Below are 24,259 nucleotides of genomic sequence, written 5' to 3' on the forward strand. Positions count from 1 at the left end.
GCCTGTTCAGAAATCATCTGATCACCTCTCAAAGTCCCTCTCCCTCTCTGGGATCCAGATTTAGGGTGAGGGCAATGTATTCAGCGACTGGTGAACAAGCTGTACTGTCAGCGAATCGCCTAATCAAGTTAAGTTATCCCACTAATGGGTCAGCAGTTGACCCGGAGATGGTATCAGCTAAAAAGGCCACTTCCAATTACTAATTTCCTCCTGATCCCGACCATGTTCGTAGGCATAGGCGACATTTTCGATGATAGCATTTCTCATGCGTTCGCGAACATAAGCCGCCGCCGATCGCAATTTGGGAACTCTGTCAATGACATCAATCACCAAATTAAAGCGATCGACCTGATTTTCGATCGCCAATTCCAAGGGTGTATTAATATTACCCTTTTCCTTATAGCCGCGCACGTGCAAATTAGGGTGATTAGTGCGACGATAAGCCAACTTATGAATCAACCAAGGATAGCCATGGAAATTAAAGATAATAGGTTTGTCGGTCGTGAACAAACTATCAAAATCCCAATCAGACAAACCGTGTGGATGTTCAGTATCCGGTTGTAACTTAAACAGATCGACCACATTAATAAAGCGAATTTTCAACTCCGGAAATTCTGACCGGAGAATGGCGGTCGCCGCCAAAGACTCCTTAGTGGCGACATCACCACAACAAGCCATCACCACATCAGGAATATCGGGGTCTTTACCACAATCATCATTACTAGCCCATTCCCAAATCCCAATTCCTTTAGTACAATGCTTAATAGCATCATCCATATTCAGGAATTGTAGATGTTTTTGTTTATCCGCCACAATGACATTGACATAATCTTTGCTTTGGAGACAATGATTAGCACAGGACAGTAAACAATTAGCATCAGGGGGAAAATAAACCCGAACCACATCAGGACTCTTATTAGTAACCAAATCCACATAACCGGGATCTTGGTGACTAAAACCATTGTGGTCTTGTCGCCAAACCGTAGAAGAGAGTAGGATATTCAGAGAGGCGATCGGAGAGCGCCAAGGCACCTCTTTTTTACAAACTTCCAACCATTTAGCGTGTTGGTTAAACATGGAATCGACCACATGAGCAAAAGCCTCATAGGTATGAAAGAAACCATGACATCCAGTCAGCAAATAGCCTTCTAACCAGCCTTGGAGGGTATGCTCACTTAACATTTCCATAACCCGACCATCAGCGGCTAATTCGCTACCGTCTAAGTCTTCCTCTAAAAACTCACCCATCCAGGTTTTTTTACTGACTTCATAGACAGCATTAAGGCGATTAGAGGCAGTTTCATCAGGTCCAAACATCCGAAAATTCGTCATATTTTTACCCATGACATCCCGGAGGAAATTGCCGAGAGGTCGAGTGTTTTCCGCCTCACTTTGACCTGGTTTAGGAACCTCTACAGCATACTTACGGAAGTCTGGCATATTTAAGTCACGCCGCCAAATACCACCGTTAGCAAAGGGGTTAGCACTCATGCGACGGACACCCGTTGGCGCTAGTTCCTTGAGTTCAGGAATAAGAGTTCCGTTTTCATCAAAGAGTTCTTCTGGCTGGTAACTTCGCATCCAGTCTTCTAGGATTTTCATTTGATGGGGGTTCCCAATGACATTAGACATGGGGACTTGGTGCGCGCGCCAGAAACCTTCAACTTTGTGACCGTCTACTTCTTTCGGACCTGTCCAACCTTTAGGCGATCGCAAAATAATCATCGGCCATTGGGGACGGGTAGCCTTGCCACTGCTACGAGCCTGTTGTTGAATATCGCGAATTTCGTTGATACAATGTTCTAGGGTCGCAGCCATTTTCCGATGAGCCGACCCATAATCCTCATCTTGGCTACATTCCACCAAATAGGGAGTATAACCATAGCCTCGGAATAGGTTTTTAAGTTCCTCGTTGGGAATTCTTGAGAGAATGGTGGGGTTAGCGATTTTATAGCCGTTTAGGTGTAGTATCGGCAACACCGCACCATCACGGATAGGATTGATAAATTTATTGGAATGCCAAGCCGTTGCTAGGGGTCCCGTTTCCGCTTCTCCATCTCCCACCACAGCCGCGGTAATCAGTTCTGGATGGTCAAATACTGTACCATAAGCATGGGAGAGGCTATAACCTAGTTCCCCCCCTTCGTGGATAGAACCTGGGGTTTCTGGGGTGCAATGGCTACCGATACCGCCAGGGAATGAAAACTGTTTGAAAAATTTTCCCATCCCTTCAGCATCTTGACTTTTATCCGGGTAAACCTCCGAGTAAGTTCCTTCTAAATATACTGGACCGAGAACACCCGGTGCGCCGTGTCCTGGACCCGCAATATAGATCATATTCAGGTCATATTTTTTGATTAGCCGATTTAGGTGAATGTAGATAAAACTTAAACCGGGACTAGACCCCCAATGACCCAGAAGGCGATATTTGATATGTTCAGGTTTTAAGGGTTCTTTTAGTAACGGATTATCTCGCAGGTAGATCATCCCTACACAAAGATAATTGCAGGCACGCCAGTAGGCATGAGTTTTCCGGATCTCTTCGTCACTGAGAGGATAGGTTGTCTCTAACGTTTGATAGGGTGCTGCCACCATAAATATTTACCTTGATTTACCTTATTGACATCCTACTTTAGATAGATCTTTCCAGGGAGGTTAGGCTAATGCTAACATTCTGGATGATCCGATAGGACGGAGTTTCTCTATTAATATCCTAAGATTCCCTAAATTGCAAGTTTTCATGATTAATTGGGTGATGTTTATGAAGATTTAACCTGATTTTAACTTGACTTTAAGTGGTCTTTAGTCTATTTTAAGGTAAATTTTGCTGCTGATCATCATTCCATTAACTAATTAGTTCGGTGGCTCCATTATCGTCAATTCCATTAATAGAAGTAGCCAAATGTTGCTCAAACGGTTAAACCAATATGGTCGGGGTTCCTTTCCTGGCGGGTTTACGGCGATATATGGTAGTAACAGATAAGCCAGATCAACCCGCCCTCTCCCGCAGCCCTCTCCCGGCTCATCAACTCGCCCGTCATCACTAAAACACCCCAAAAAGCCATCAATCAACTATTATTAAATCATAAATTTAAACTATGAAAATTCTTGTTTTAAATGCTGGTTCAAGTTCCCAAAAAAGCTGCTTATATGATCTGAACGGAGATAGCCTACCATCATCTCCCCTAGAACCTATTTGGGAGGCGGCTATTGATTGGGGAATGCCACCTTTTGGGGAAATGAAAGTGAAAGCCAATGGGGTGAAATCGGAGAGTAAAATTGATTCGGAACAGAAGGCAGAAGCCATTGGCAAAATGTTAAATAGCCTGATAGAAGGGGAGACTAAAGTCCTCAATAGTCTGGGGGAAATTAATGTAGTTGGTCATCGGGTAGTACATGGAGGAACTGACTATTCTAGGGCGACTATAATTGATGAGCAGGTGAAAGAGGCGATCGCCCGATTAATCCCCCTAGCTCCGGCTCATAACCCCTCTCATTTACAGGGAATTTCAGCCATAGAAAAGGTGTTAGGAAATGTGCCACAGGTGGCGGTATTTGATACAGCCTTTCATAGTCAAATGCCCTTATATGCGGCGGTTTATCCGATTCCTTATGAATGGTTTACTAAAGGGATTAGGCGCTATGGTTTTCATGGTACAAGCCATAAATATTGCGGACAGAGAGCAGCTCAATTAATTGGGAAACCATTGGAGTCTTTGCGGTTAATTACTTGCCATTTAGGGAATGGTTGTTCTTTGGCAGCTATTCGGGATGGAATTAGTGTGAATACTACTATGGGATTTACCCCCTTAGAAGGTTTGATGATGGGAACTCGGAGTGGTTCGATTGACCCAGCAATTTTGATTTTTTTGATGCGGGAATATGGTTGGGATAGCGATCGCCTTAATCAAATGCTAAATCAACAATCGGGGTTAAAGGGAATTACCGGAATATCTGGAGATATGCGCTATGTTCAAGAGGAACAGAATAGCGGCAACGAACGGGCGATCTTAGCCTTTGAGATGTTTATTCACCGCCTGCGAACTGGGATAGGTTCAATGTTAGCCAGTTTAGGGGGACTAGATGGTTTAGTGTTTACGGCAGGTATTGGAGAACACGCAGGTTTAGTGCGTCAAGAAACCTGCAAAGATTTTGAATTTATCGGACTCAAATTAGACCCCGATAAAAACCGCAACATTAAAGGAGATGGTAACATCGCCGCCAGTGATTCCCAAGTGCCGATATTTGTGATCCACACCGAGGAAGATTGGGCGATCGCCACTGAATGCTGGCATTTACTAAAATCCTAGGTTAGCAACCGACTCGCCTTTTAGGGGCGGTTTCACCGGGGTCTTCTGTCGGGGCGGTTTCACCGGGGTCTTCTGTAGGGGCGGGTTCACCAGGGTCTTCTGTAGGGGCGGGTTCACCAGGCTATATGGTAGTAACAGATCAGTCACATAAACCCGCCCCCGCCCCCGCCCCCGCCCTATTGGGTGGCGTATCAACCCGCCTATTGGGTGGCGTATCAACCCGCCTATTGGTGGCGTATCAACCCGCCCTATTGGGTGGCGTATCAACCCGCCCTATTGGGTGGCGTATCAACCCATCCCTTAGTCGTCAGCATAAATATAGCGATATAACTCGCTAGGGTCAGGTTCAGGGCTAGTCTGAGCAAACTCAACCGCGTCATTAATGAGATCCTGAACCTTTTTGTCGATCGCCTTCAACTCGTCACTATCAGCGAGATTATGTTCAGTCAAATAGGCGAAAAACTTATTAATAGGGTCACGAGCAAACCAAAACTCTTTTTCATCGCGATCGCGCAATTCATCAGGGTCAGCCAAAGAGTGACCTCGGAAACGATAAGTCAACGCTTCAATCAGGGTTGGACCTTCACCAGCACGGGCTCTAGCGATCGCCTTTTGAGCCACCTCTCGAACCGCCAAAACATCCATACCATCAACTTCATAACCAGGCATTCCAAAAGCGGGGCCTTTCTTATAAATTTCCGGGTCAGAAGTCGCCCGTTCATGAGCCATACCAATAGCCCACTTATTATTTTCCACCACAAACAAAATAGGTAACTTCCAGAGAGTTGCCATATTCAAGCACTCATAGAACTGTCCATTGTTGCAGGCTCCATCCCCAAAAAAGCAAGCCGTGACCGTATCAGAACTTTCATCTCCCATTACTTCCCGGCGATACTTACTCTGAAAAGCCGCCCCCGTAGCCACAGGAATACCTTCCGCCACAAAAGCAAAGCCGCCGAGCAAATTATGTTGAGACGAGAACATATGCATCGAACCGCCACGACCCTTAGAGCAACCAGTGGCTTTACCAAACAATTCAGCCATAACCTCTCGTGCGGTAACTCCAGCACTGAGGGCGTGTACATGGTCGCGATAGGTACTACAGACAAAATCCTGGTCGCGGCGCATAGAGCGAATTACCCCGGTAGAGACGGCTTCCTGTCCATTGTAAAGATGAACAAACCCGAACATTTTACCCCGGTAGTACATTTCAGCGCACTTGTCCTCAAATAAGCGCCCTAGCACCATATCCTCATAAAGCATCAACCCTTCCTCTCGGGTGATGACTACAGAATCGACTTGAAAACTAGGTACTGTGCGTTCCTTAACCATTGCGTTACCTTGTGAAACTGTTTACTGCTGCGTGCTGCCAATTAATTATAAGTAGGTGCGGGTTCACGGGGTATATGGTAATTTGTAGGGGCGGGTTCACGCCCGGTAGATCCCAGTAACAGATGAACTACATAGACCCGCTGCCTCCCCGCCACATAAACCCGCCGCTGCTAGAGACTATTCTATAGGAATAGGGGCAAAACGAAGTTTTTTCAGGGTAGGCGATCGAGGATGGGATAAATAGCAAGGACTAACCTATAATTAACCTAATATTTGGGGTAGAATGCACCACATTGTGTAGGATATAATTAAAAATCCCCGTTGGTTTATTCGCGGGGACAGTGGGGACGGGTTCACGCCCGGTAGATCGTAGTCAGCACCCCCGGCTGAAGCACGGGGGCTTCGTGCCCCCCTTTCAGGTAGCTGACCAGCTTAAGCCTTAACTGGCTCCGTTCAGAGCAAGAGTTAAAGTTCCTACCCTGGAATGCGTGCTAGTTCCAGGCTCTAGAACCGAATCGTTAAACATCTCTAAGGGGTTAAGGACGTGCGATTTGGATAGTACCGACTCTGAACATTGGCGAAGCAAACATTACCCCGCAAGGGAGTCGGAGCCAACCATAGCTCCATGGAGGGGCAACCATACCCCTCCACCCCGCAAGGGGGTGCTGGCGGCGGTCAGCCGCTTGAGTCGGTTTTCCTCTCCGTGATCAATCACGGAGCTTCCAACCCTCCCAGGAGTTTTACGTGACAGATAAGCCACACGAACTCGCCTGGTAGGGGTCGGTTAAACTGGTTTTTCGGAAAGACCCGATGAATAGGAATAGTAAACCGACAATTTTTTTCCCTACTCCGTCTTCCGCCACTCCTCCTGACCCCTGCCCTATATCCCGGACAGTGAGATGGCATGGTCCGGGAAGATGCCCAACCCGCCCTAAATCAGTCGCTCGCCCTTGGGGATGAACCAGAATGCGTATTCCACTAGATTACTACCGAATTTTAGGCTTACCAATCCAAGCGACTGCGGACCAGTTAAAGCAGGCTCGAGGCGATCGCCAACAGCAGCTTCCCAGGCGGGAGTATTCTGATCTAGCGATCGATGCTCGAAAGCAGTTAATTGATGAAGCCTACGCAGTCCTGTCAGACCCAGACCAACGCGGGGCCTATGACATGGGTTTTCTAGCCAAGACCTACGATCCTGGCTCGCGTACCGTGAGAACCCTCGGAGGCCCGAATGTCATGAGCCTGTCGGGGGCCGGGGGTGGAAAGGACGCAGATTCTCACCGAGCCAGTATAGAGATAGACGATCGCCAGTTTGTCGGCGCATTGCTGATCTTGCAAGAATTAGGGGAATATGAACAAGTTGTCGCCCTGACTCGTCCCTTGATAGGAACCAGCAGTATTGGTCTGAAAGATGGTCGGTTTGGAGATCCTGATCTAGTTTTGCCGGATATAATTCTCACCGTAGCCCTAGCATATTTAGAACTAGGTCGGGAACAGTGGCAGTCTCGGCAATATGAAAACGCTGCTATTTCCCTAGAATCGGGTCAAGATTTACTGTTACGAGAAAGCCTGTTTGCGAGTCTACGGGGAGAAATGCAGGCAGACCTTTATAAACTGCGCCCCTACCGTATCATCGAACTGCTGCAACTACCAGAACAAAAAGCTGATGAACGTCGGCGGGGATTGCAATTGTTGCGGGAAATGCTCCACGAAAGGGGGGGTATTGATGGTCACGGTGACGATCGCTCTGGTCTGAATGTCGAAGATTTTCTACGCTTTATCCAGCAATTGCGTAGTTCTTTAACCACCACCGAACAACAGACCCTATTTGAGATGGAGGCTCATCGTCCCTCCGCCGTTAGCACATACCTGGCTGTTTATGCTTTATTGGCTCAGGGATTTGCACGCGCCCAACCTGCTTTGATTCGCAAAGCTAAGTTAATGTTAATGCAGTTAGGTCGCCGCCAGGACGTGCATTTAGAAAAAGCAGTTTGTTGTCTGTTACTAGGACAAACTGAAGAAGCTAGTCGAGCCTTAGATTTGAGCCAGGAACAGGAAGCGATCGCCTTTATTCGGGAAAATTCTGTAGATTCGCCAGACCTGTTACCCGGGTTATGTCTGTATGCAGAACACTGGTTAGCCGAAGAAGTTTTCCCCCATTTCCGGGATTTGCAAAATCAGTCAGTTTCTCTGAAAGAATATTTTGCTAATAAGCAGGTTCAATCCTATTTAGAGGCACTTCCCGCCGAGGCGCGTGCCACATCAAATGAGTGGGTAGTAGTACAACCTCGCCGCAGCAGTAGGTCAGATAATGAATTGACTTACGCGCAATCGGGATCGACCCCCGCAGTTTCAACATCTGCAAATCCCGCTCAATCAGCACCTTACTCCTCTAGTCCTGATGGTCTAAGCAATGGGCATTCGCCTACCGGTTCTGTGGGAATGCCTACAGGCTCTCAGTCATCCCATAGTGGTGCTAATTCTCCCTCCGCACAGGTTCCCAAAACCACCCCGCCAGGTAGATTCAATCAATCTACTAATGAATCGACCTACCTACAAAAACCAGCCAGAGGGAGTTCATCTACATCTCATCAACCCTCTCCGGTGGCATCTTCTAGCGCCCGATTAAACGGTACTCCTACGGCTAATCTGCCACCACTGGGTCAGGGTAGCCCTCAGTCTCACTCTCCTAGACGAAGTAGGGGTAAGTCAACTCATGAATCCAACTACAAGGTTAAAAGATTAATCTTGGTAGGTTTGGTGGGATTGTTTGGGATTTGGTTATTATGGATGATTTTGAGTGCCATTTGGGGTTGGATTGGTAATGCCCTAGAGGGAATGGGTGGGCCGAGATTGACAGTCGATGGACCCGAAATCCGCCTTGATAATTCTCCGATCGCTATTCCTGAACCCGAACCAGAGAACCCCCTAGCGGCTGACCTGGACCCCACTGTAGCCCAACAGGTAGTTAATCAGTGGTTGACTGCTAAATCTGCCGCTCTAGGTCCTGAACATCAAACTGAAGGATTAAGGGAAATTTTGGTTGAGCCTTCCCTGGCTCGGTGGATGGGGCTTTCCGAGTCATTAAGGCAGGAAAATTCCCACAGGCGTTTTCAGCATGAAGTTAGGGTCCAGAGTGTTGATGTCAATGAGAATAATCCCAATCAAGGTACTGTTGATGCTCAGGTGCGGGAAGTTACCCAATTCTATCAAGGTAATCAAATGGAGAGGTCTGAGGATAGCACCCTACAGGTTCGATATCAACTCGTCCGAGATCAGGGTCCTTGGCGGATACGGGATTGGGAGATAATTCGTTAGCTTTGGCCACGCCCAACCCCCCACTCCACTTTTTAAGAATCTACCTACAACCCCAGGCCCACGCCGGGGATTTTTTTTTGGATGCAGACGATCCCCAATGCCATGATATATCATGAAACTATGACACAATGATCCCAAAAACCTTATAAAACAGTATATTTACTTATAATTTTTGGGATTACCCCTTGACCCCTCTGGATATTTTCTGCAATATGTTGATTAACGAGAGCGATCCCCACGATCCCAAAGAAAATCTACAGAGCCAACAGCCTGCTGTCTGAACACATGGAGATCACCAACCTATGGCCAAAGAAAGACCCCCCTTGGAAGAAATGACATTGCGACAATTACGCAAAGTCGCCAGCGAGTACAGTATTTCTCGCTATAGCCGAATGCGTAAAGCCCAGCTTTTAGCTGCCATTCAAGATATTGAACGTCAAAGATTTTCATCCCCTAGTCAATCCCGTACTTTGGAGGCAAAAGCAGAAGTGGAAGTAGCAAAGTTTACATTAGGCCAGGAAGAACAAACAGATGATTTCCTGTCCTCAGTTGATGAAAATCTAGTGGAACTTGGCAGCGGATATAGTGAAAGTCGCGTAGTTCTGATGGCAAGAGACCCGGAATGGGCTTATGCTTACTGGGATATCTCCAGTCAACAAAAAGAACAATTCCGGCGATTAGGTGGGCAACAACTGGCTTTACGGATTTATGACGTAACAGGTATAAATCTCAGCAATCAGAGTCCCCACAGCGTTCAGGAATACCCTTGCGATGAAATGGCGCGGGAATGGTATTTACCAATTCCTGTAAGCGATCGCGATTATGTGATCGAAATTGGCTACCGTTGCGCTGATGGTCGCTGGTTAGCTATGGCCCGTTCCCAGGCGGTTCGGATTCCCCCCATTTATCCCTCTGAGTGGATTGATGACCAATTCATTACAGTATCTTGGGGTGATGAACTCAAAGGTCAAACTTTTGCCCAACTATCACCCCCTGGCTTATCTTATGGCGATCGCATTTACGACGACCTCTTCAATCTAGCCAAAGAAGCAGAAGCTCAACGCATCGCTGGTTCCCTATTTGGTTCCATGCACCATGTTTCCAGTTTCCAACATGGCATCAGTTCCTATATTTTCCCCTCTGGTGTCGGTAAGTGGGCATCAGGTGTCGGTGAAACTATGTCCGGTGTCGGAATGTCCGGTGTCGGCTTAGGCGTAACTCAATCCGGTTCCGCCCTAGGTTACTCCATGTCCGGTGTCGGAATGTCCGGTGTCGGCTTAGGCGTAACTCAATCCGGTTCCGCCCTAGGTTACTCCATGTCCGGTGTGGGAATGACTGAATCCGGTTCCGCCCTAGGCTATTCTATGTCCGGTGTCGGTATGTCCGGTGTCGGCTTAGGTTACTCCATGTCCGGTGTCGGAATGTCTGGTGTCGGCTTAGGGATAACAGAATCCGGTGTCGGTTTAGGTTACTCCATGTCCGGTGTCGGAATGTCTGGTGTCGGCTTAGGGATAACAGAATCCGGTGTCGGTTTAGGTTACTCCATGTCCGATGTCGGGTCCGGTGTCGGCTTGGGCTACTCCATGTCCGGTGTCGGAATGTCCGGTGTCGGCTTAGGCGTAACAGAATCCGGTGTCGGTTTAGGTAACTCCATCTCCGGTGTCGGGGTCCGGTGTCGGCTTAGGCTACTCCATGTCCGGTGTCGGAATATCCGGTGTCGGCTTAGGCGTAACAGAATCCGGTGTCGGTTTAGGTTACTCCATGTCCGGTGTGGGAATGTCCGGTGTCGGTTTAGGTTACTCCATGTCCGGTGTCGGAATGTCCGGTGTCGGATTAGGCGTAACAGAATCCGGTGTCGGTTTAGGTTACTCCATATCCGGTGTCGGAATGTCCGGTGTCGGCTTAGGTTACTCCATGTCCGGTGTCGGAATGTCCGGTGTCGGCTTAGGCGTGACAGAATCCGGTGTCGGTTTAGGTTACTCCATGTCCGGTGTCGGAATGTCCGGTGTCGGCTTAGGCGTAACAGAATCCGGTGTCGGTTTAGGTTACTCCATGTCCGGTGTCGGAATGTCCGGTGTCGGATTAGGCGTAACAGAATCCGGTGTCGGTTTAGGTTACTCCATGTCCGGTGTCGGAATGTCCGGTGTCGGTTTAGGTTACTCCATGTCCGGTGTCGGAATGTCCGGTGTCGGATTAGGCGTAACAGAATCCGGTGTCGGTTTAGGTTACTCCATGTCCGGTGTCGGAATGTCCGGTGTCGGATTAGGCGTAACAGAATCCGGTTCCGCCCTAGGCTATTCTATGTCCGGCGTGGGAATGTCCGGTGTCGGTATGGGTTACTCCATGTCCGGCGTGGGAATGACCGAATCCGGTTCCGCCCTAGGCTACTCTATGTCCGGTGTGGGAATGTCCGGTGTCGGTATGGGTTACTCCATGTCCGGCGTGGGAATGACCGAATCCGGTTCCGCCCTAGGCTACTCTATGTCCGGTGTGGGAATGTCCGGTGTCGGTATGGGTTACTCCATGTCCGGCGTGGGAATGACCGAATCCGGTTCCGCCCTAAGCTACTCCATGTCCGGCGTGGGAATGTCCGGTGTCGGAATGGCGGAAAGGATGTCTGGTATCGGTTTCACTATGTCCGGTTCCGCCCTAGGCTACTCTATGTCCGGTATCGGGATGTCTGGTATTGGGATGGCTGCATCAATGCCTCCCATTCGTCCCCGTAAATTCTGGTTGGTGGCTGATGCTGAGTTAATCATTTATGGTGCAACTGAGCCTGATGCTAAGGTTAGTATTGGCGGACGACCGATTCAACTCAATCCTGATGGTACGTTCCGATTCCAAATGTATTTCCCTGATGGTCAATTTGACTATCCAATTATGGCTGTTGCTGCTGATGGTGAGCAAACCCGTTCGATTCACATGAAGTTTAATCGTGAAACTCCCGAACGTCACACTAATACCCGCGAGGAAGCCGTTTTAGAGTGGGTGGGTTAGGATATTAAGCGATATAACCGATGATGAAAGTCTGATCTTAGCAATTGCGAATTAAGAACATGAGCCGGAGTTTTCCTGATGCGAAACCCCCCGGCTCAATTTTTGTCTGTGCGATCGCTCCTAGTAGAGAGGGGGTATGCCATAACCGAGGGAAGATGATAACCTGTAATTACGGGTAAATAACACAAAAAACTATGGTGATCGAGAAATTACAACAACTTCAATCCCTATTTGCTGAAATGGAGCAGGCATTAATTGCCTATTCGGGAGGAATAGATAGTACGTTGGTGGCGAAAATTGCCTATGATATTTTGGGCGATCGCGCTTTAGCTGTCACGGCTGTTTCGCCTTCCCTGTTACCGGAAGATTTGGAAGATGCTCGCATTCAGGCGGCGATGATTGGCATATCTCATGAGGAAATATACACTCAGGAAATGGCTAATCCTAATTACACCGCTAACCCGGTTAACCGTTGTTATTTCTGCAAAAGTGAACTGCATGATCAGCTTAAACCCTTAGCTAGACAACGGGGTTATTTATACATAGTTGATGGTGTGAATGCTGATGATTTGCAGGACTATCGCCCGGGAGTGCAAGCCGCTAAGGAAAGGGGAGTGCGATCGCCTTTAGCAGAGGTGGGAGTTACTAAAGCTGAGGTACGGGAAATCTCTAAATATCTGGGGTTAAGTTGCTGGGATAAGCCTTCTCAACCTTGTTTAAGTTCCCGTTTTCCCTATGGAGAAGAAATCACGATCGCTAAATTGCAGAGGGTCGGACGTGCTGAGGTTTATTTGCGCCGTTTGGGTTGGCAAAATCTGCGGGTGCGCTCCGAGGGAGACACGGCTAGGATTGAACTGCCACCAGCACAAATTCAGGAGTTTATAATTCAAAATGATTTGCCACTTTTAGTGAAAACTTTTCAGGAATTGGGTTTTGTATATGTTACCTTAGACCTAGAAGGATATCGTAGTGGTAAATTAAATCAAGTATTACAACCGGAACTCCTCGTTACCTACACCTAAATTATACTCGCTAGGTGATGAAGTTGCCAGCCGACTACTAACCCCAGCATTGACACGAGACACAGGACTAAAAATGCCTGCCAGTTTTTGGTGCTGTGGGTTTGTAGTTCCATACGGGTGAGAATGGTGGCGGATAAAGACATCAGAAGAGTGGTAAAAATTTCCATCCTGGTGGCTAATACTACCAGTAAGAAAGCACCGACCACTACAGATAAAAAAGCGCCAATATTTGACTGAAACCAGCGATTGAGAGGACGGCTTAAATTCTCTAAAGGAACTGTGAAAAACAGGGCGAGTAAGATAATAGTTAATTTAATAATTACCCAAAAGTGCCACTCTATTTGTCGGTTAAATAAATCCCACCCAAACACCATATAGGTGAGCATCAGTAAGAAAATTGACACCCAAAGCATAGGCGCGATCTGATGGGATTTCATGGCTACCAGATTATAAATTGGTGGAAATCGCTTGTAGGGGACAGGTGGGAATACACTGTTCACACACAATACAACGCGATCGCGTAAATGTTAAATAAAAGGTTTCGGGATTGAGAGTTAGTGCTTCTGTCGGACATACACCTGTACATAGTCCACAGTCTACGCAGCTTTGTTCATCAATGATAATTTCTCGACTGGCTAGGGAAACTGTCACGTTTTGAGATTGCATCCAATCGATCGCCGCCTCGAGTTGGTCTATATCTCCCGATAACTCTACTACCAGTTTTCCTACCTGATTAGGGGCCACTTGCGCTCTAATAATATTAGCAGCTACATTAAAATCTTTGGCCAGTCGGTAGGTAATTGGCATCTGTACTGAACGTTTGGGAAAAGTCAAAGTGACTCGTTTTTTCATCCTGCCCGGCAGTATACACCAACTCTATCATACCATGCGATCGCCAATGGTGGCTGTTTTGGTGGGGCGATCGCTTTCTATTTTCCCCGCACTTGTCTAATTCGCTACACTGTACCCAAGACGATCATCTGTGTGACTAGCTGCATTAAATGAGTACAAATCCATCTGATTCTAGTTTAACTACTTCTTCATTCACAACTCGTTTGAGAAACTTTCTGATTGCTCTTGTGGCAATTGTTCTCAGTGTCTTGGTTTTTTGGGGTTTCCGAACTAATGCTACCTCTATATCTTTAACGGAACTGGCCACGGAATCAACCCCTCTTGAGGTGGCTTTGAGTAATGGTAAACCGACTTTGATGGAGTTTTATGCTAATTGGTGTACAACCTGTCAGGCTATGGCTGAAGATATGGCAGATCTGCGCGATAGTTATGGCGATCGCATTAATTTTGTCATGCTCAATGTTGATAATACTAAATGGCTCCCGGAAATTCTCAAGTATCGAGTTGATGGGATTCCCCATTTTGTCTTTCTCAATGATCAAGCTGAAGTTATGGGGGAGGCGATCGGAGAAATTCCCCGACCTAACCTAGGGTCTCGTTTAGATGCTTTGATCGCTGGTAATTTGATGCCAACAGTCGAAACTATGGGGCAGGTTTCCACTTTTAAAGCCCCTGTTGTCCCCTCTGGGGATGCTAACACCGATCCTCGCGCACACGGTAGCCAAGTCAAACTCTAAAGCCTTTCGGGCGGGCTACATTGCCCGCCTCTTGGCGGCGGATCTCGCTTTTTATTAACTGTTTTTTACAAAAATTATCAAAACTTAAAAAAAACTGTGATTTTTGTTAACTAAACTTTCCGAGGATATTCTTTGAGTAATTGTACTGATTTTAGGGAGTTGCTTAGAGAAGGCGATCGCTTGATTTTAGCTAGGTAGATGAGACGGAGGCAAACCTATATATTATAACATGATTTATCGATTATGGTGAATTATCCGTTGATTGCAAATAAATATTGCAAATATTGTACAAATCCAGAAATTTCATCTAGTATAGTAGGTAGATAGGGCAACAAAAAAGTGAGGTTTTCTTATGAATATGATGTCTAAACTATCAAATATGATGGCTTACCTAACCGAAGCAGTGATTAGGATTTTTAGCCCCACTGACGATGCTTATCCAGAAGTAGGTCCTAGCCCGTTTGAAGGAACTCCCTGTAAAAAGCCTTCCCCAGCCCTGAAGTAAACGCTACGGGATAGAGTGAGCGTGATCAAGACGGTCTTAGCGGGTTGGTTTAAAGTTCGAGCATGGGATTGTCCTCCAACCAGAACCTATAGCAGTTAGTGCTAGTATTTTCACCTAAGCCAAGGGATGCGAGATGCAATGCCTAGTCCGGCGGTGTCTATACTAGCCCTAGGGTTGGCTATGGTTTGGTTGGGGGCTTTTGGTGTGGGGTAGGATTAAGAAAGTTGATGGAGAAAGAAGGCGATCGCCGCGCTACCGAGGGGAACGGTTAAATTATCAATACCTAATTGAGATACCATTTCCAACAGGGTAGCACCGAGGGCGACGGCTAGGGAGATACTCCAAATTTGCCAGGTGTTACCATAGACTGGCAGTAAAATTAGGGTGGATATTATAAAACTGGTTAAAGTCATGGTGAGGGAACCTTCCCAACTTTTTTGGCTTCCCCAGATCTGATATTTATGGTAACCGAATTTCTGACCTATGGTGGCGGCGAGACCATCTCCCCAGGTCATGACTAAAATACCTAGGGCGGCGTAGTGGGGTTGTTGGCGCGGCCAAAAACAGGCGATCAGAATACCAATGCTGATGGCGTAAAAAAATGTCCCTAAACTTTGGCGACCGACACTATTAACACTGGGGAGAATGGGGACTTTTAGGGAAATTAAGGCGATCGCTGCTGATAATACCCCGGCTGCTATACCGATGGAAGCGGGGATATCCAGCCACCAAGCTAATAAAATCACGTTTCCGGTCCCAATATGCACCACCTTTCGGGATATTTCTGGATCTACCGAAAATAGGCGGTTGAGTCCTTCAGCAATAATCAGGACTAAGGCTAACCATAGACCCACCAGAGAGATATGAAGCCAAATGTTGGGATTTGCAGTTAAATCAGAAAGCATAAATTCACAGTAGTGTATAAAATAGGAAACCAAATTCAGAATATATTGGGTTATGTTTCAAGCTCCAAGTTTGTCAATTGTCAAGATAAACTAATACTGAGATTATCTAACTGTCTGGGATATGTCCATGTCTGAAGCCGATCTCCCCCTGAATCAATCCCCCGATGAAGCAGCCATCCCAGAGTATGAAGCTGGTGTGGCGCAGCCGCTGACCCACATTTCCCACACAGGGGATGATGATTGGGAAACGGTGAATTTTCCTGATGCGATCGCTATTGATCAAATTCCTCTGGTTACAGAATCCCCAGAAAATGCCTCTGTTAGGGCGGAAGGAACAGCGCCCCAGATAGCTACTGGCGGGATTAATGAGCTTGAGGGTAGTGCGGAAACTCCTCTGATTAAAGCACTTCACGCTTGTAACCGGGATTTAATCGATCGCATTGCTGAACTGTCCGAACAACTCGAAGATTGTCATCAACAGTTAAGGGAACACAAAAGCAATTCTGATCAACAATTGCAGGAACTAGATTTTAGCCGCGCACAGGTCGAGCGTCTGTTCAAAAAGCTAGATGTTGCTAACCGGGTGATTCGACAACAGCAAGTTTTGGTAGAGAACCTGACTGAACAGTGGGATACGAGTCAAACTCGCATGGCTCAGATGGAAAGAGAATGTGCAATGACTCGCCAAAGTTACAATGAACAGTACCATGAGTTAGTTCAGGCTCAAAATACCTGCCGTGAGTTGCGATCGCGTTTACAACGCCAACAACGCTACACTCTTGAGTTTAAGGCGGCTTTGGATATGATGAAGGAAATTCGCCAATCTGCTGTAAGCCCAAATCCTGAGTTAATCGTTGATTCACCCTCGCCAGAGGTCAATTGTACTGATGATGAGGTATCATCGCCATCCTTTGTGATTGATTCCCAGACCATGAATTTATCTAAGGCTTCACCTGTTCAACCTTGGTCTGCTCAATTCGCACAACAAGGGTCATCGGTAGAGGAGTCAGACGAATTAACAACACCTACCCAAGGTGATGATAACCCTACCCCAGTTATGCCGCCCTTACTATCAACTAAGGAGGGTTTAGGATCTCAGGGAGAATCACCAAAGTCCGATGTTTCCGATTCCGAGGCGATCGCACCCCCACCCTCTACAGAGATATCTATTGAGTCAATTGTTCCGCCGGGTGAACCCGTGCTGGAAGAGTGGCCGAAACCTCGATTGGTAGATGAGGAACTACAGCGTATCCGCTTGGAATATGCCGCACCAGAGCCAGTAGAGGAATCAGTGGCTAACCCTCAACTAGCCGGGGTGGGGTCTGGACCAAACGGGGATAATTGGCCGGCACCTTTAATCTATCCCCAGCATCGCCGGAAGTTGGAGTCTTGGTCTGCTATTCAATTACCGACTTTCCCAAATAAGAAGGTTGAGGAAGCCGTGGAATTTTGAGTGATCGGGTCCGGTGCTGTAGCTGCTTCCAGGGTTGCTATGTGTGATATACTGATCGCCATTTGCTATTGATAAATAGTCAGTGCGAGACGTTTAGGAGTGAAATAAGGCTGCAATGCCTGAAATAACCTCCTAGAGGGAAAATTAGACCTTCAACCAGTCTAACCCCTTAACTGTATATATGTCCCGACGTTTAGTGAGTTGTTGCACTAAGCAAGGCAAGGAACTCAAGGTCAATCCCATTTTAAGAAATCACAAAATACCGTCCAAGTATACTTAGGAGGAGTATTTCAACCCACTTGGGGTGATTATGGGAAAGAGTAAAGGCGATAGCCACCCCCAGTTTCAGAAATCACAAATCTGGGATTGAAGCGGGGAACGGAAGGCGTGAGGGAAAACCCATTCCCAAAATCCGACCACTGCCAACCATCCATGATTAGGGAAACCGAATGTCTGGCTTGAACCATCGTAATATCGAGGTAGCGAAATAGGTTGACACGCTGCGTTCAAAAGAACAAGGGGAAAAGAAGAGGACTTGACTAGCCATCTTCACAGACCTTTAAAAGTACCCCGGTGGATAGGACAAATCTAAAGATGGAATGCCCATATATACGGAACGTTGAAACCCCTGTTAGGCTCTCCATATAAGAAAGTGAGCAATATTACTCACTGGAGTAGTGAAAAGTGTAAGCGTATGCCCATAAGGGGAAAGGATGTGACTGAAAGCTAATGCCTAACTGTAATGGTTGGGATATGCCCACTAGTCACGGTGTGGATATAGAGACTGCGATGATGTAAGAGTGCTTACGACCGTGAGCGAGTTTAAAGACTACGTGGTGTATATAGCTCCTAAAGTTGAAGTCATAAAGCAGGGGGTAGTAACCCTGTTCCTACTGACAAAATAGGGTATCCACATCAGGAGCCGTGTGATGTGAAAGTATCAAGCACGGTTTTGAATGGGAGTTGGGAAAGGTGACTTTCCTTTCGACCCCTACCAATTGTCATCCGGTGGTGAGGAGTAGATCATGAAAAAGTGGCAATTGTTGACCATAACTGGTTTGGCGATGGTCGGGAGTATTCTGTCCGTTGGGTCGGCTTCTGCTCATCATCATCATTATATTGATGAGTGCAATACATTTCCGCCCCATAGACCCCATCCACAACCTAGACATGATCAGCCAACTAGATACCATGACCCCCACCCACACCATGATCCTCACCCGGTACAATACCATCGACCTCGCCGCCATCGACCTGCTCATGAGTATCCTTATACTCTGCGACCTGTGATCAACTACCAGGATTTTTATAGAAATCCCGATCTAAACCCACCCATTATCGAACCGCCTCCTCTAATGGATATGCAATCAATGGTCGATGTGAATTCGGAACGAGCATTTATAGTTTTAATTGTGTTGATTTTTTTGGGAATTTGGGGGCCGATTTTTAAACCCAAGAAAGACAGTAAATAATCCATAACATATAGGGGGGATTAATTGGAATTTGACCAACTATTTGCCACTATTGAACAGTTAGTGATGTGTCACTCTCCTAGTGGCGACGAGTCCGAAATAGATGGCTTCCTGCTCGATCGCTTTTCGGATTTGGGGGTGAAGGTGTGGAAAGACCAGGCGGAAAATGTCATCGCTGAAATACCTGGTCAAAATCCTGATGTGGCGATCGCTATTACCGGACATAAAGATGAGATAGGCGCTATTGTTAATAATATTGAACCTAACGGACGGGTCAGGATTCGGAAATTAGGGGGATCTTTTCCTTGGGTTTATGGTGAGGGAGTCGTAGACCTACGGGGAGATAATCAGACAATTTCAGGCATTCTTAGCTTTGGTTCCCGCCATATTTCCCATGAGTCCCCCCAAAAGTCTTTTCAGACTGAGAAGGCGTTAACCTGGGAGGATGCTTGGGTAGAAACTCTGCGATCGCCACAGGATTTACAAGCAGCCGGGGTGCATCCTGGTACTCGTGTAGTAGTAGGAAAACATCGCAAAAAACCTTTCCGCATGGGGGACTATATCGCTAGTTATACCCTCGACAATAAAGCCTCTTTGGCGATTTTATTAGAGTTGGCTAAACAGATTAAAAATCCTCCGGTAACCGTCTATTTGGTAGCCTCTGCTAAGGAAGAAGTGGGGGCGATCGGCGCTTTATATTTTACTAATCGCACCCGTCTGGATGCCTTAATTGCTTTAGAAATTTGTCCCCTAGCGCCAGAATATCCCATAGAATCTGGTGAGAAACCCGTGCTATTATCTCAAGATGGTTATGGCATTTATGATGAGGGGTTAAATGCTGAATTACGGAAAGCATCTCAGCGAGTAAATGTATCGATTCAATCGGCAATTATTCGGGGGTTTGGTAGTGATGCTTCTATTGCTATGAAGTTTGGGCATATTTCTAGGGCGGCTTGTTTGAGTTTTCCTACCCAAAATACTCATGGATTTGAGATTGCTCATTTAGGGGCAATTTCTCATTGCACTAGCATTTTGTTGAGTTATTGTCAAGGGTTATAATTTCCTGGATTTACAGGTCTTTATGGGATTTACAGCCATTTACAGCCATTTATGGGGTTAAACTAGAATCAGATTCAATCATGGAATTGGTGACAGATTCAGTGTAATGTGCAGTGATATGAAACCCCAAAGTTATAGCCAGCGACACAATCAGATAGCCTATCAAAAATAAAATGGCTACTTGATCAGCGGATTGTGAAGATTTGTTAAGCATAAAAGTTCATATTAAACTCTGTATTTATTATGATATCGAGTTACACTGCTAATCAATTCACCTGATGGGGTAATTTATTAGGTGATGGTTGCCAGATTTTTGCTATAATAGCTCTAATGGTGTCCGATGCGTTAGGAGGGCTGCATACTTGAAAAATAGGCAGATTTTCAGGATCAAGTTGCTTACTCTCACTTCGGCAATTTTCCTGTTGACTCCTGGGTTGTCTAGTAGAGCTGTGGAGACTAGACCTACTCTCCCTGATGCTAATTGTCGGTGTGATCTGAACGATCGCTTTGACCCTCAAGCTAAAATGCCACGGGGAATTTATCAGGGTCAGTGTATCAATTCCTGTCACCAGCGATCGCTGCGACGTTTATCTGCTGCTGAGGCGGCTGAATATGGTATCGAACCCGAGGCGATCGCTGTAGCTAATGTCAGTCACCAAAATCAGTTTTGGGTCGCTAAAATTCTCCCCAACTCCGTAGCCGAAGTTATCTATCAACTGGAAAATTTCCCATCTCCTATTCCCGCCGCCCATACCCAACTAAGATTTCGTTTTTCTCCCGGTTCCGAGGTCCTGTTAATTCCTCAAATTCCCGGTTCTCCCCAGTCCCCCGTGCAGCTAAAAGACCTGATTTTTTCAGTGGAAGCTGTCGCCGTGGTGGGGGGTAACTTTGATTTGGTGGCGGGTTTCTTTGATAATTTTGCGATCGCCTATCGTTTGGTTTCTTTGGAGTCCAGAGTTCAACGGATGATTATTCAAGACGGTAATCAAGTTCAACAAATTCAATTAAATTTAACCCCAGCACAAAAAAATCAGTTACTTTTAAATGCTATAACCAAAAGCCACCAAGCTGGGTTAACTCAAATGTATAATACCCTGAATATAAATTGTACTACCGAAGTCTTTAGAATCATTGACCAAACCATTGGCTATCATAGGGCTCCTCATTCAGAAGAGGAAATTTTTATTAATGCACCTACGGGAGAACAGATATCTATGTTATTCGCCAATGGTATATTAAATCAACAGGCGATTAATCAGTTTTTGGCTGATAGTTTAGATGCCACTCAGTTACAATTTTTGCAGGAACATATCCCCACCATTTCCCCCAACGCTTTGCAACGTCGAGGGATTAAAGGAATGGCGATCGCTGATTTGAATGATGAGTTAAAAAACACTGGTGGCGGCGGGATGATTTGGTAGTCTTAGCAGTCATTAACTACCCAGTTGTTTCGGGTAAATTATAATGGTGAAAAAACGGCTATTTCTGTATTCAACAATGGTGGCAACTTTAGTTATAGCCACCGGAATTCGTCAACCATCTTCAGCCAATGTACCCCTGATCAGTTCTCCCGAGTTTGAGTCCCTATGTAGGTCGGGAAATAGAGAATGCGAAATGATTGGGAAAGCCTCTCACTTCACCACCCAGTTAATCTACGAGTTATTTCAGGCGGAGAACACTGGAAATCAAGCCGCTAGACAGCAGGCGATCGCCAATATAGCCGCACTATATGAAACTGAACCTGATGCTATCAAAGTAGTCAATACCCGATTAAGATTATCGGATTTCTTTCTGGTAGAAAAAGACCAGCATCTGGGTGGCTATGCTGTTTTTTTAAGCCGGGGAGAGTTGCTCCCTGGTGGTATGGAAAAAGTATCATTTGTAATTGGGTTTAAAGGTCTTTATCCTAGCTTAGAAGACCCCAACGATATCGCTGTCGCTGTCTCTGCTTTACCCGAACATCTTTATCCTGGTGCTGGTGCGTTAATTCATCAAGGGTTCCGTGATTATTCCGGTTCTGTGTTTAATCATCAAATTTCCCAAGAGATGATCAAGGATATTCTAGACCTTCAAAATAACCCGAAAACTGATGTGGAAATTGTCGTCACCGGACACAGTTTAGGTGGGTCGAGTATTCTCTATGCGGCGATGTTAGTTGATGCGGGGGTTAATCCTGAAAATTTAAAAGTTATAGTTTTTGGATCTGGACCTGTAGCACAAGCTAATTTTATTAGTCAATATCCCGATTTGATCCCTAATATTATCCGCATTGAAACTCCGGGGGATATGCTACTTTATGATGATGATTCTCCCATGAAACCTATCTATCGGGCTTTAGGTTATGTTCCCTTTGGAAGATTAATTAAAGCTACAGGAAGCGATCGCCTTAATCAACTTAACCAACAGTTTGCGATTCTCCAACAACAACAGCAGATTTCTCCATCCCCAGATTTTGATACCAAACGCCTTAACTTGCTACTACAAATCCTACAGGAAAGAATAGCGATTCATGTTTATAGTTATCGGTATTATTATCAGATTTATCGGCATCATCAAGGCGGTGGTGGTAGCTTGTGGTAAATGCCACTAATCATAACTTTTGGCGAGATAATTTAAGCCAAAAAAGCCAAGGCTTTGTTTGTCGTTTTTGCCTTATATAATGCAGATTCCATGCATTCTAAACAGGTATTCATGTGTTCATTATGATGCACTTGAGTAAAACCTATTCTGGCAGAACAGGTAATTACCGCATCATCTAAGTTCATTTTGCGGCTTTTAAAGGCTTGCCAAATACCTTTGAGAGCAATTTTTGCACCTTGTGGGTCCGAGAAAATCACCATCACAAATTGATTATTACCCCAGTAAGCTACCCAGTCGCATTCGCGCAGGTGATCCTGATGTTCTTGGACAAGTTCCATTAACACCTGATCAGTTTTCTGATATCCCTGTTGTTGGAGACACAGATCTAAACCCTCTATCCCCATTAGCGCCAAGGATACGGGTAAGGTGTTACGTTTAGCAATGCCTAAACACTGCTTAATGCGATTTTTGACTGCTCTAGGTTCACTGACAGAACAAAAACAATCTCTGCTATTTATATCTTCAGAGTCCTGTAACTCTGGCTGTGTAGGAATTTGAGAGTAAGAATTTATCTCATCTGGTGGCAAAGTTACCCACTCCTTACTCGATGCACATATCATTTATATCATTTATTGATGAGGCTTGACTACGGCGATCGCATGACATTTACGCAACTGTCCATAACCTGGGGTCAACTCCACCCCCAGACCTCTACCTAAACGGGGGTTATAGAACACAAAGACACTGGTAGTGATGTGTAAGTCGTGATAGTATCACCTACTATCGCCACATTTGAGAGTTTCAATCCTACAGTAAAAACATAGACGAGCGCAGACATCAGTATCTGACTAATCACCTTAGCACCAGGGGTTATATCTATGCTAACACACGATCAATGAAGCAATTGCACCTGTACACATGCGTCTAGAATTAAATTCCCATCTGAACAACAAATTCGAGAAAATTTATTTTATGGTAGCCGGAAACAAGTGATTCGTCTTCCTGGATCTCAGATATGCAATGACGACTGAGTATCGATAATTCGATTAATAACCCTGTCACTTTTATGAATTAGACCTGAACACACTAAAAGTAAGGAATTGGATACTTTGCGCCGATTATGTGACCCCCAAAGAACCGTTTTCTTCCCCTGAGCCAATACAATAGGGCGAGCGGGAAAATACCGAACAATCGGGGGGGGAAAAAACCCTTATTTTTTGCAGCCTGTTAAAAAGGCAATTGGGTCCAAAAATAAAAAACTTTGGCTTGTTGATCTGCAAAAAGATAATTCAAACCCAAAGGCGATGTACTTTTATAAATTTGACGTTGGAACAATGAAAAGGAAAGGCAAACAAAATGGGCGGGGAGAAATAGGAGTCCCCCACGTCCCCGGTTTTTTCCTATGAAAGAAATTCCCTTCGTATAGTAATTCCAAGAAATAGTTAATTTGATCGGGGTTAAGACAGCNCAATGACCATTCACTTCTAATACGCACAAAAATATACTAATCCCAATCCTATTTCTGTTTTCGCGAATCTAAACTGTATTTTGTTTCTAGGCCAAAGAGTNCTTAAAAATAGGTATCGAGGGCGGGGAGCTNATGATGTATATAACAAAAAGAAAAAAAACAAAAATCAATATTGTCATCATAGAATGTGAGGGACGTTNTAGATCTTCGAATTAAGTAATTTGCGTAGTGAGAAGCAGTTATTGCATT

General features: G+C 45.8%; 17 protein-coding genes and 1 pseudogene. 12 read left to right on the forward strand and 6 right to left on the reverse strand.

The annotated features are described in order from the left end of the window. Positions 1–177 precede the first annotated feature (177 nt). Positions 178–2,595: a phosphoketolase family protein gene (locus tag XZ46_RS20330; RefSeq protein WP_008053299.1), complete on the reverse strand. Its 2,418-nt coding sequence runs from the start codon at positions 2,593–2,595 to the stop codon at positions 178–180. A gap of 503 nt (positions 2,596–3,098) precedes the next feature. Here XZ46_RS20330 and XZ46_RS20335 point away from each other — a divergent pair. After that, a complete protein-coding gene (locus XZ46_RS20335) occupies positions 3,099–4,310 on the forward strand; it encodes an acetate kinase (protein ID WP_006623994.1) in 1,212 nt (403 codons plus the stop codon). 300 nt (positions 4,311–4,610) lie between these two features. Here XZ46_RS20335 and pdhA read toward each other — a convergent pair whose 3' ends face one another. Next, positions 4,611–5,642 carry a pyruvate dehydrogenase (acetyl-transferring) E1 component subunit alpha gene (gene pdhA / locus XZ46_RS20340; protein WP_006623993.1) on the reverse strand — a complete coding sequence of 344 codons (1,032 nt, stop codon included), beginning with the start codon at positions 5,640–5,642 and terminating at the stop codon, positions 4,611–4,613. Positions 5,643–6,608: 966 nt separating this feature from the next. Between pdhA and XZ46_RS20345 the strand changes: the two genes are divergently transcribed. The 4 genes and pseudogenes from XZ46_RS20345 to larE all read left to right on the forward strand — a co-directional run bounded on the left by XZ46_RS20345 (position 6,609) and on the right by larE (position 12,979). Then, positions 6,609–8,960, forward strand: a complete 2,352-nt coding sequence (locus XZ46_RS20345) for an IMS domain-containing protein (protein ID WP_008053305.1) — start codon at positions 6,609–6,611, stop codon at positions 8,958–8,960. A 332-nt stretch (positions 8,961–9,292) separates the two neighbouring features. Beyond that, positions 9,293–9,829 (forward strand): annotated as a pseudogene (locus XZ46_RS37885) (DUF4912 domain-containing protein); the annotation flags it as partial. An 823-nt stretch (positions 9,830–10,652) separates the two neighbouring features. Beyond that, on the forward strand, positions 10,653–11,957 hold the full coding sequence (locus XZ46_RS36945) for a hypothetical protein (RefSeq protein ID WP_228116381.1): 1,305 nt from the start codon (positions 10,653–10,655) through the stop codon (positions 11,955–11,957). 194 nt (positions 11,958–12,151) lie between these two features. Continuing rightward, complete coding sequence (gene larE / locus XZ46_RS20360) at positions 12,152–12,979, forward strand: ATP-dependent sacrificial sulfur transferase LarE (RefSeq protein WP_006623989.1); 828 nt, start codon at positions 12,152–12,154, stop codon at positions 12,977–12,979. Here larE and XZ46_RS20365 read toward each other — a convergent pair. Both XZ46_RS20365 and XZ46_RS20370 read right to left on the reverse strand, forming a co-directional pair. Beyond that, positions 12,976–13,392 carry a hypothetical protein gene (locus tag XZ46_RS20365; protein WP_228116382.1) on the reverse strand — a complete coding sequence of 139 codons (417 nt, stop codon included), beginning with the start codon at positions 13,390–13,392 and terminating at the stop codon, positions 12,976–12,978. The two genes, larE and XZ46_RS20365, sit on opposite strands and share 4 nt — an antisense overlap. A 34-nt stretch (positions 13,393–13,426) precedes the next feature. Next, positions 13,427–13,831 carry an NIL domain-containing protein gene (locus tag XZ46_RS20370; RefSeq protein ID WP_006618054.1) on the reverse strand — a complete coding sequence of 135 codons (405 nt, stop codon included), beginning with the start codon at positions 13,829–13,831 and terminating at the stop codon, positions 13,427–13,429. Positions 13,832–13,980: 149 nt separating this feature from the next. Between XZ46_RS20370 and XZ46_RS20375 the strand changes: the two genes are divergently transcribed. Further along, positions 13,981–14,568 (forward strand): thioredoxin family protein, encoded by a 588-nt coding sequence (locus XZ46_RS20375; RefSeq protein ID WP_006623987.1) that lies wholly within the window; start codon positions 13,981–13,983, stop codon positions 14,566–14,568. A gap of 352 nt (positions 14,569–14,920) precedes the next feature. After that, positions 14,921–15,073, forward strand: coding sequence for a hypothetical protein (locus tag XZ46_RS20380; RefSeq protein ID WP_008053350.1), 153 nt, complete (start codon positions 14,921–14,923; stop codon positions 15,071–15,073). Between the two features lie 215 nt (positions 15,074–15,288). Here the strand turns inward: XZ46_RS20380 and XZ46_RS20385 are convergent, their stop codons facing one another. Next, entirely contained in the window at positions 15,289–15,978 is a 690-nt protein-coding gene (locus tag XZ46_RS20385) for a diacylglycerol/polyprenol kinase family protein (protein WP_048895205.1), read from the reverse strand. Positions 15,979–16,105: 127 nt separating this feature from the next. Here XZ46_RS20385 and XZ46_RS20390 point away from each other — a divergent pair, with 127 nt between their 5' ends. The 5 genes from XZ46_RS20390 to XZ46_RS20410 all read left to right on the forward strand — a co-directional run bounded on the left by XZ46_RS20390 (position 16,106) and on the right by XZ46_RS20410 (position 22,542). Continuing rightward, positions 16,106–17,431, forward strand: a complete 1,326-nt coding sequence (locus XZ46_RS20390; protein ID WP_048895206.1) for a hypothetical protein — start codon at positions 16,106–16,108, stop codon at positions 17,429–17,431. 1,025 nt (positions 17,432–18,456) lie between these two features. After that, complete coding sequence (locus tag XZ46_RS20395) at positions 18,457–18,903, forward strand: hypothetical protein (RefSeq protein WP_006623982.1); 447 nt, start codon at positions 18,457–18,459, stop codon at positions 18,901–18,903. A gap of 24 nt (positions 18,904–18,927) precedes the next feature. Further along, on the forward strand, positions 18,928–19,962 hold the full coding sequence (locus XZ46_RS20400; protein WP_006623981.1) for a M42 family metallopeptidase: 1,035 nt from the start codon (positions 18,928–18,930) through the stop codon (positions 19,960–19,962). 449 nt (positions 19,963–20,411) lie between these two features. Beyond that, positions 20,412–21,383 (forward strand): lipoprotein N-acyltransferase Lnb domain-containing protein, encoded by a 972-nt coding sequence (locus XZ46_RS20405; RefSeq protein ID WP_228116383.1) that lies wholly within the window; start codon positions 20,412–20,414, stop codon positions 21,381–21,383. Between the two features lie 43 nt (positions 21,384–21,426). Continuing rightward, the gene (locus XZ46_RS20410; protein WP_048895207.1) at positions 21,427–22,542 is read left to right on the forward strand and encodes a lipase family protein; all 1,116 of its coding nucleotides are present in this window, start codon (positions 21,427–21,429) and stop codon (positions 22,540–22,542) included. A 32-nt stretch (positions 22,543–22,574) separates the two neighbouring features. On the opposite strand, the gene XZ46_RS20415 is transcribed toward XZ46_RS20410, so the two are convergent. Then, positions 22,575–23,129, reverse strand: a complete 555-nt coding sequence (locus tag XZ46_RS20415; RefSeq protein ID WP_228116384.1) for a GGDEF domain-containing protein — start codon at positions 23,127–23,129, stop codon at positions 22,575–22,577. Between the last annotated feature and the right edge of the window lie 1,130 nt (positions 23,130–24,259).

It is taken from the genome of Limnospira indica PCC 8005 (assembly GCF_000973065.1).
Taxonomy (GTDB): Bacteria; Cyanobacteriota; Cyanobacteriia; order Cyanobacteriales; family Microcoleaceae; genus Limnospira; species Limnospira fusiformis.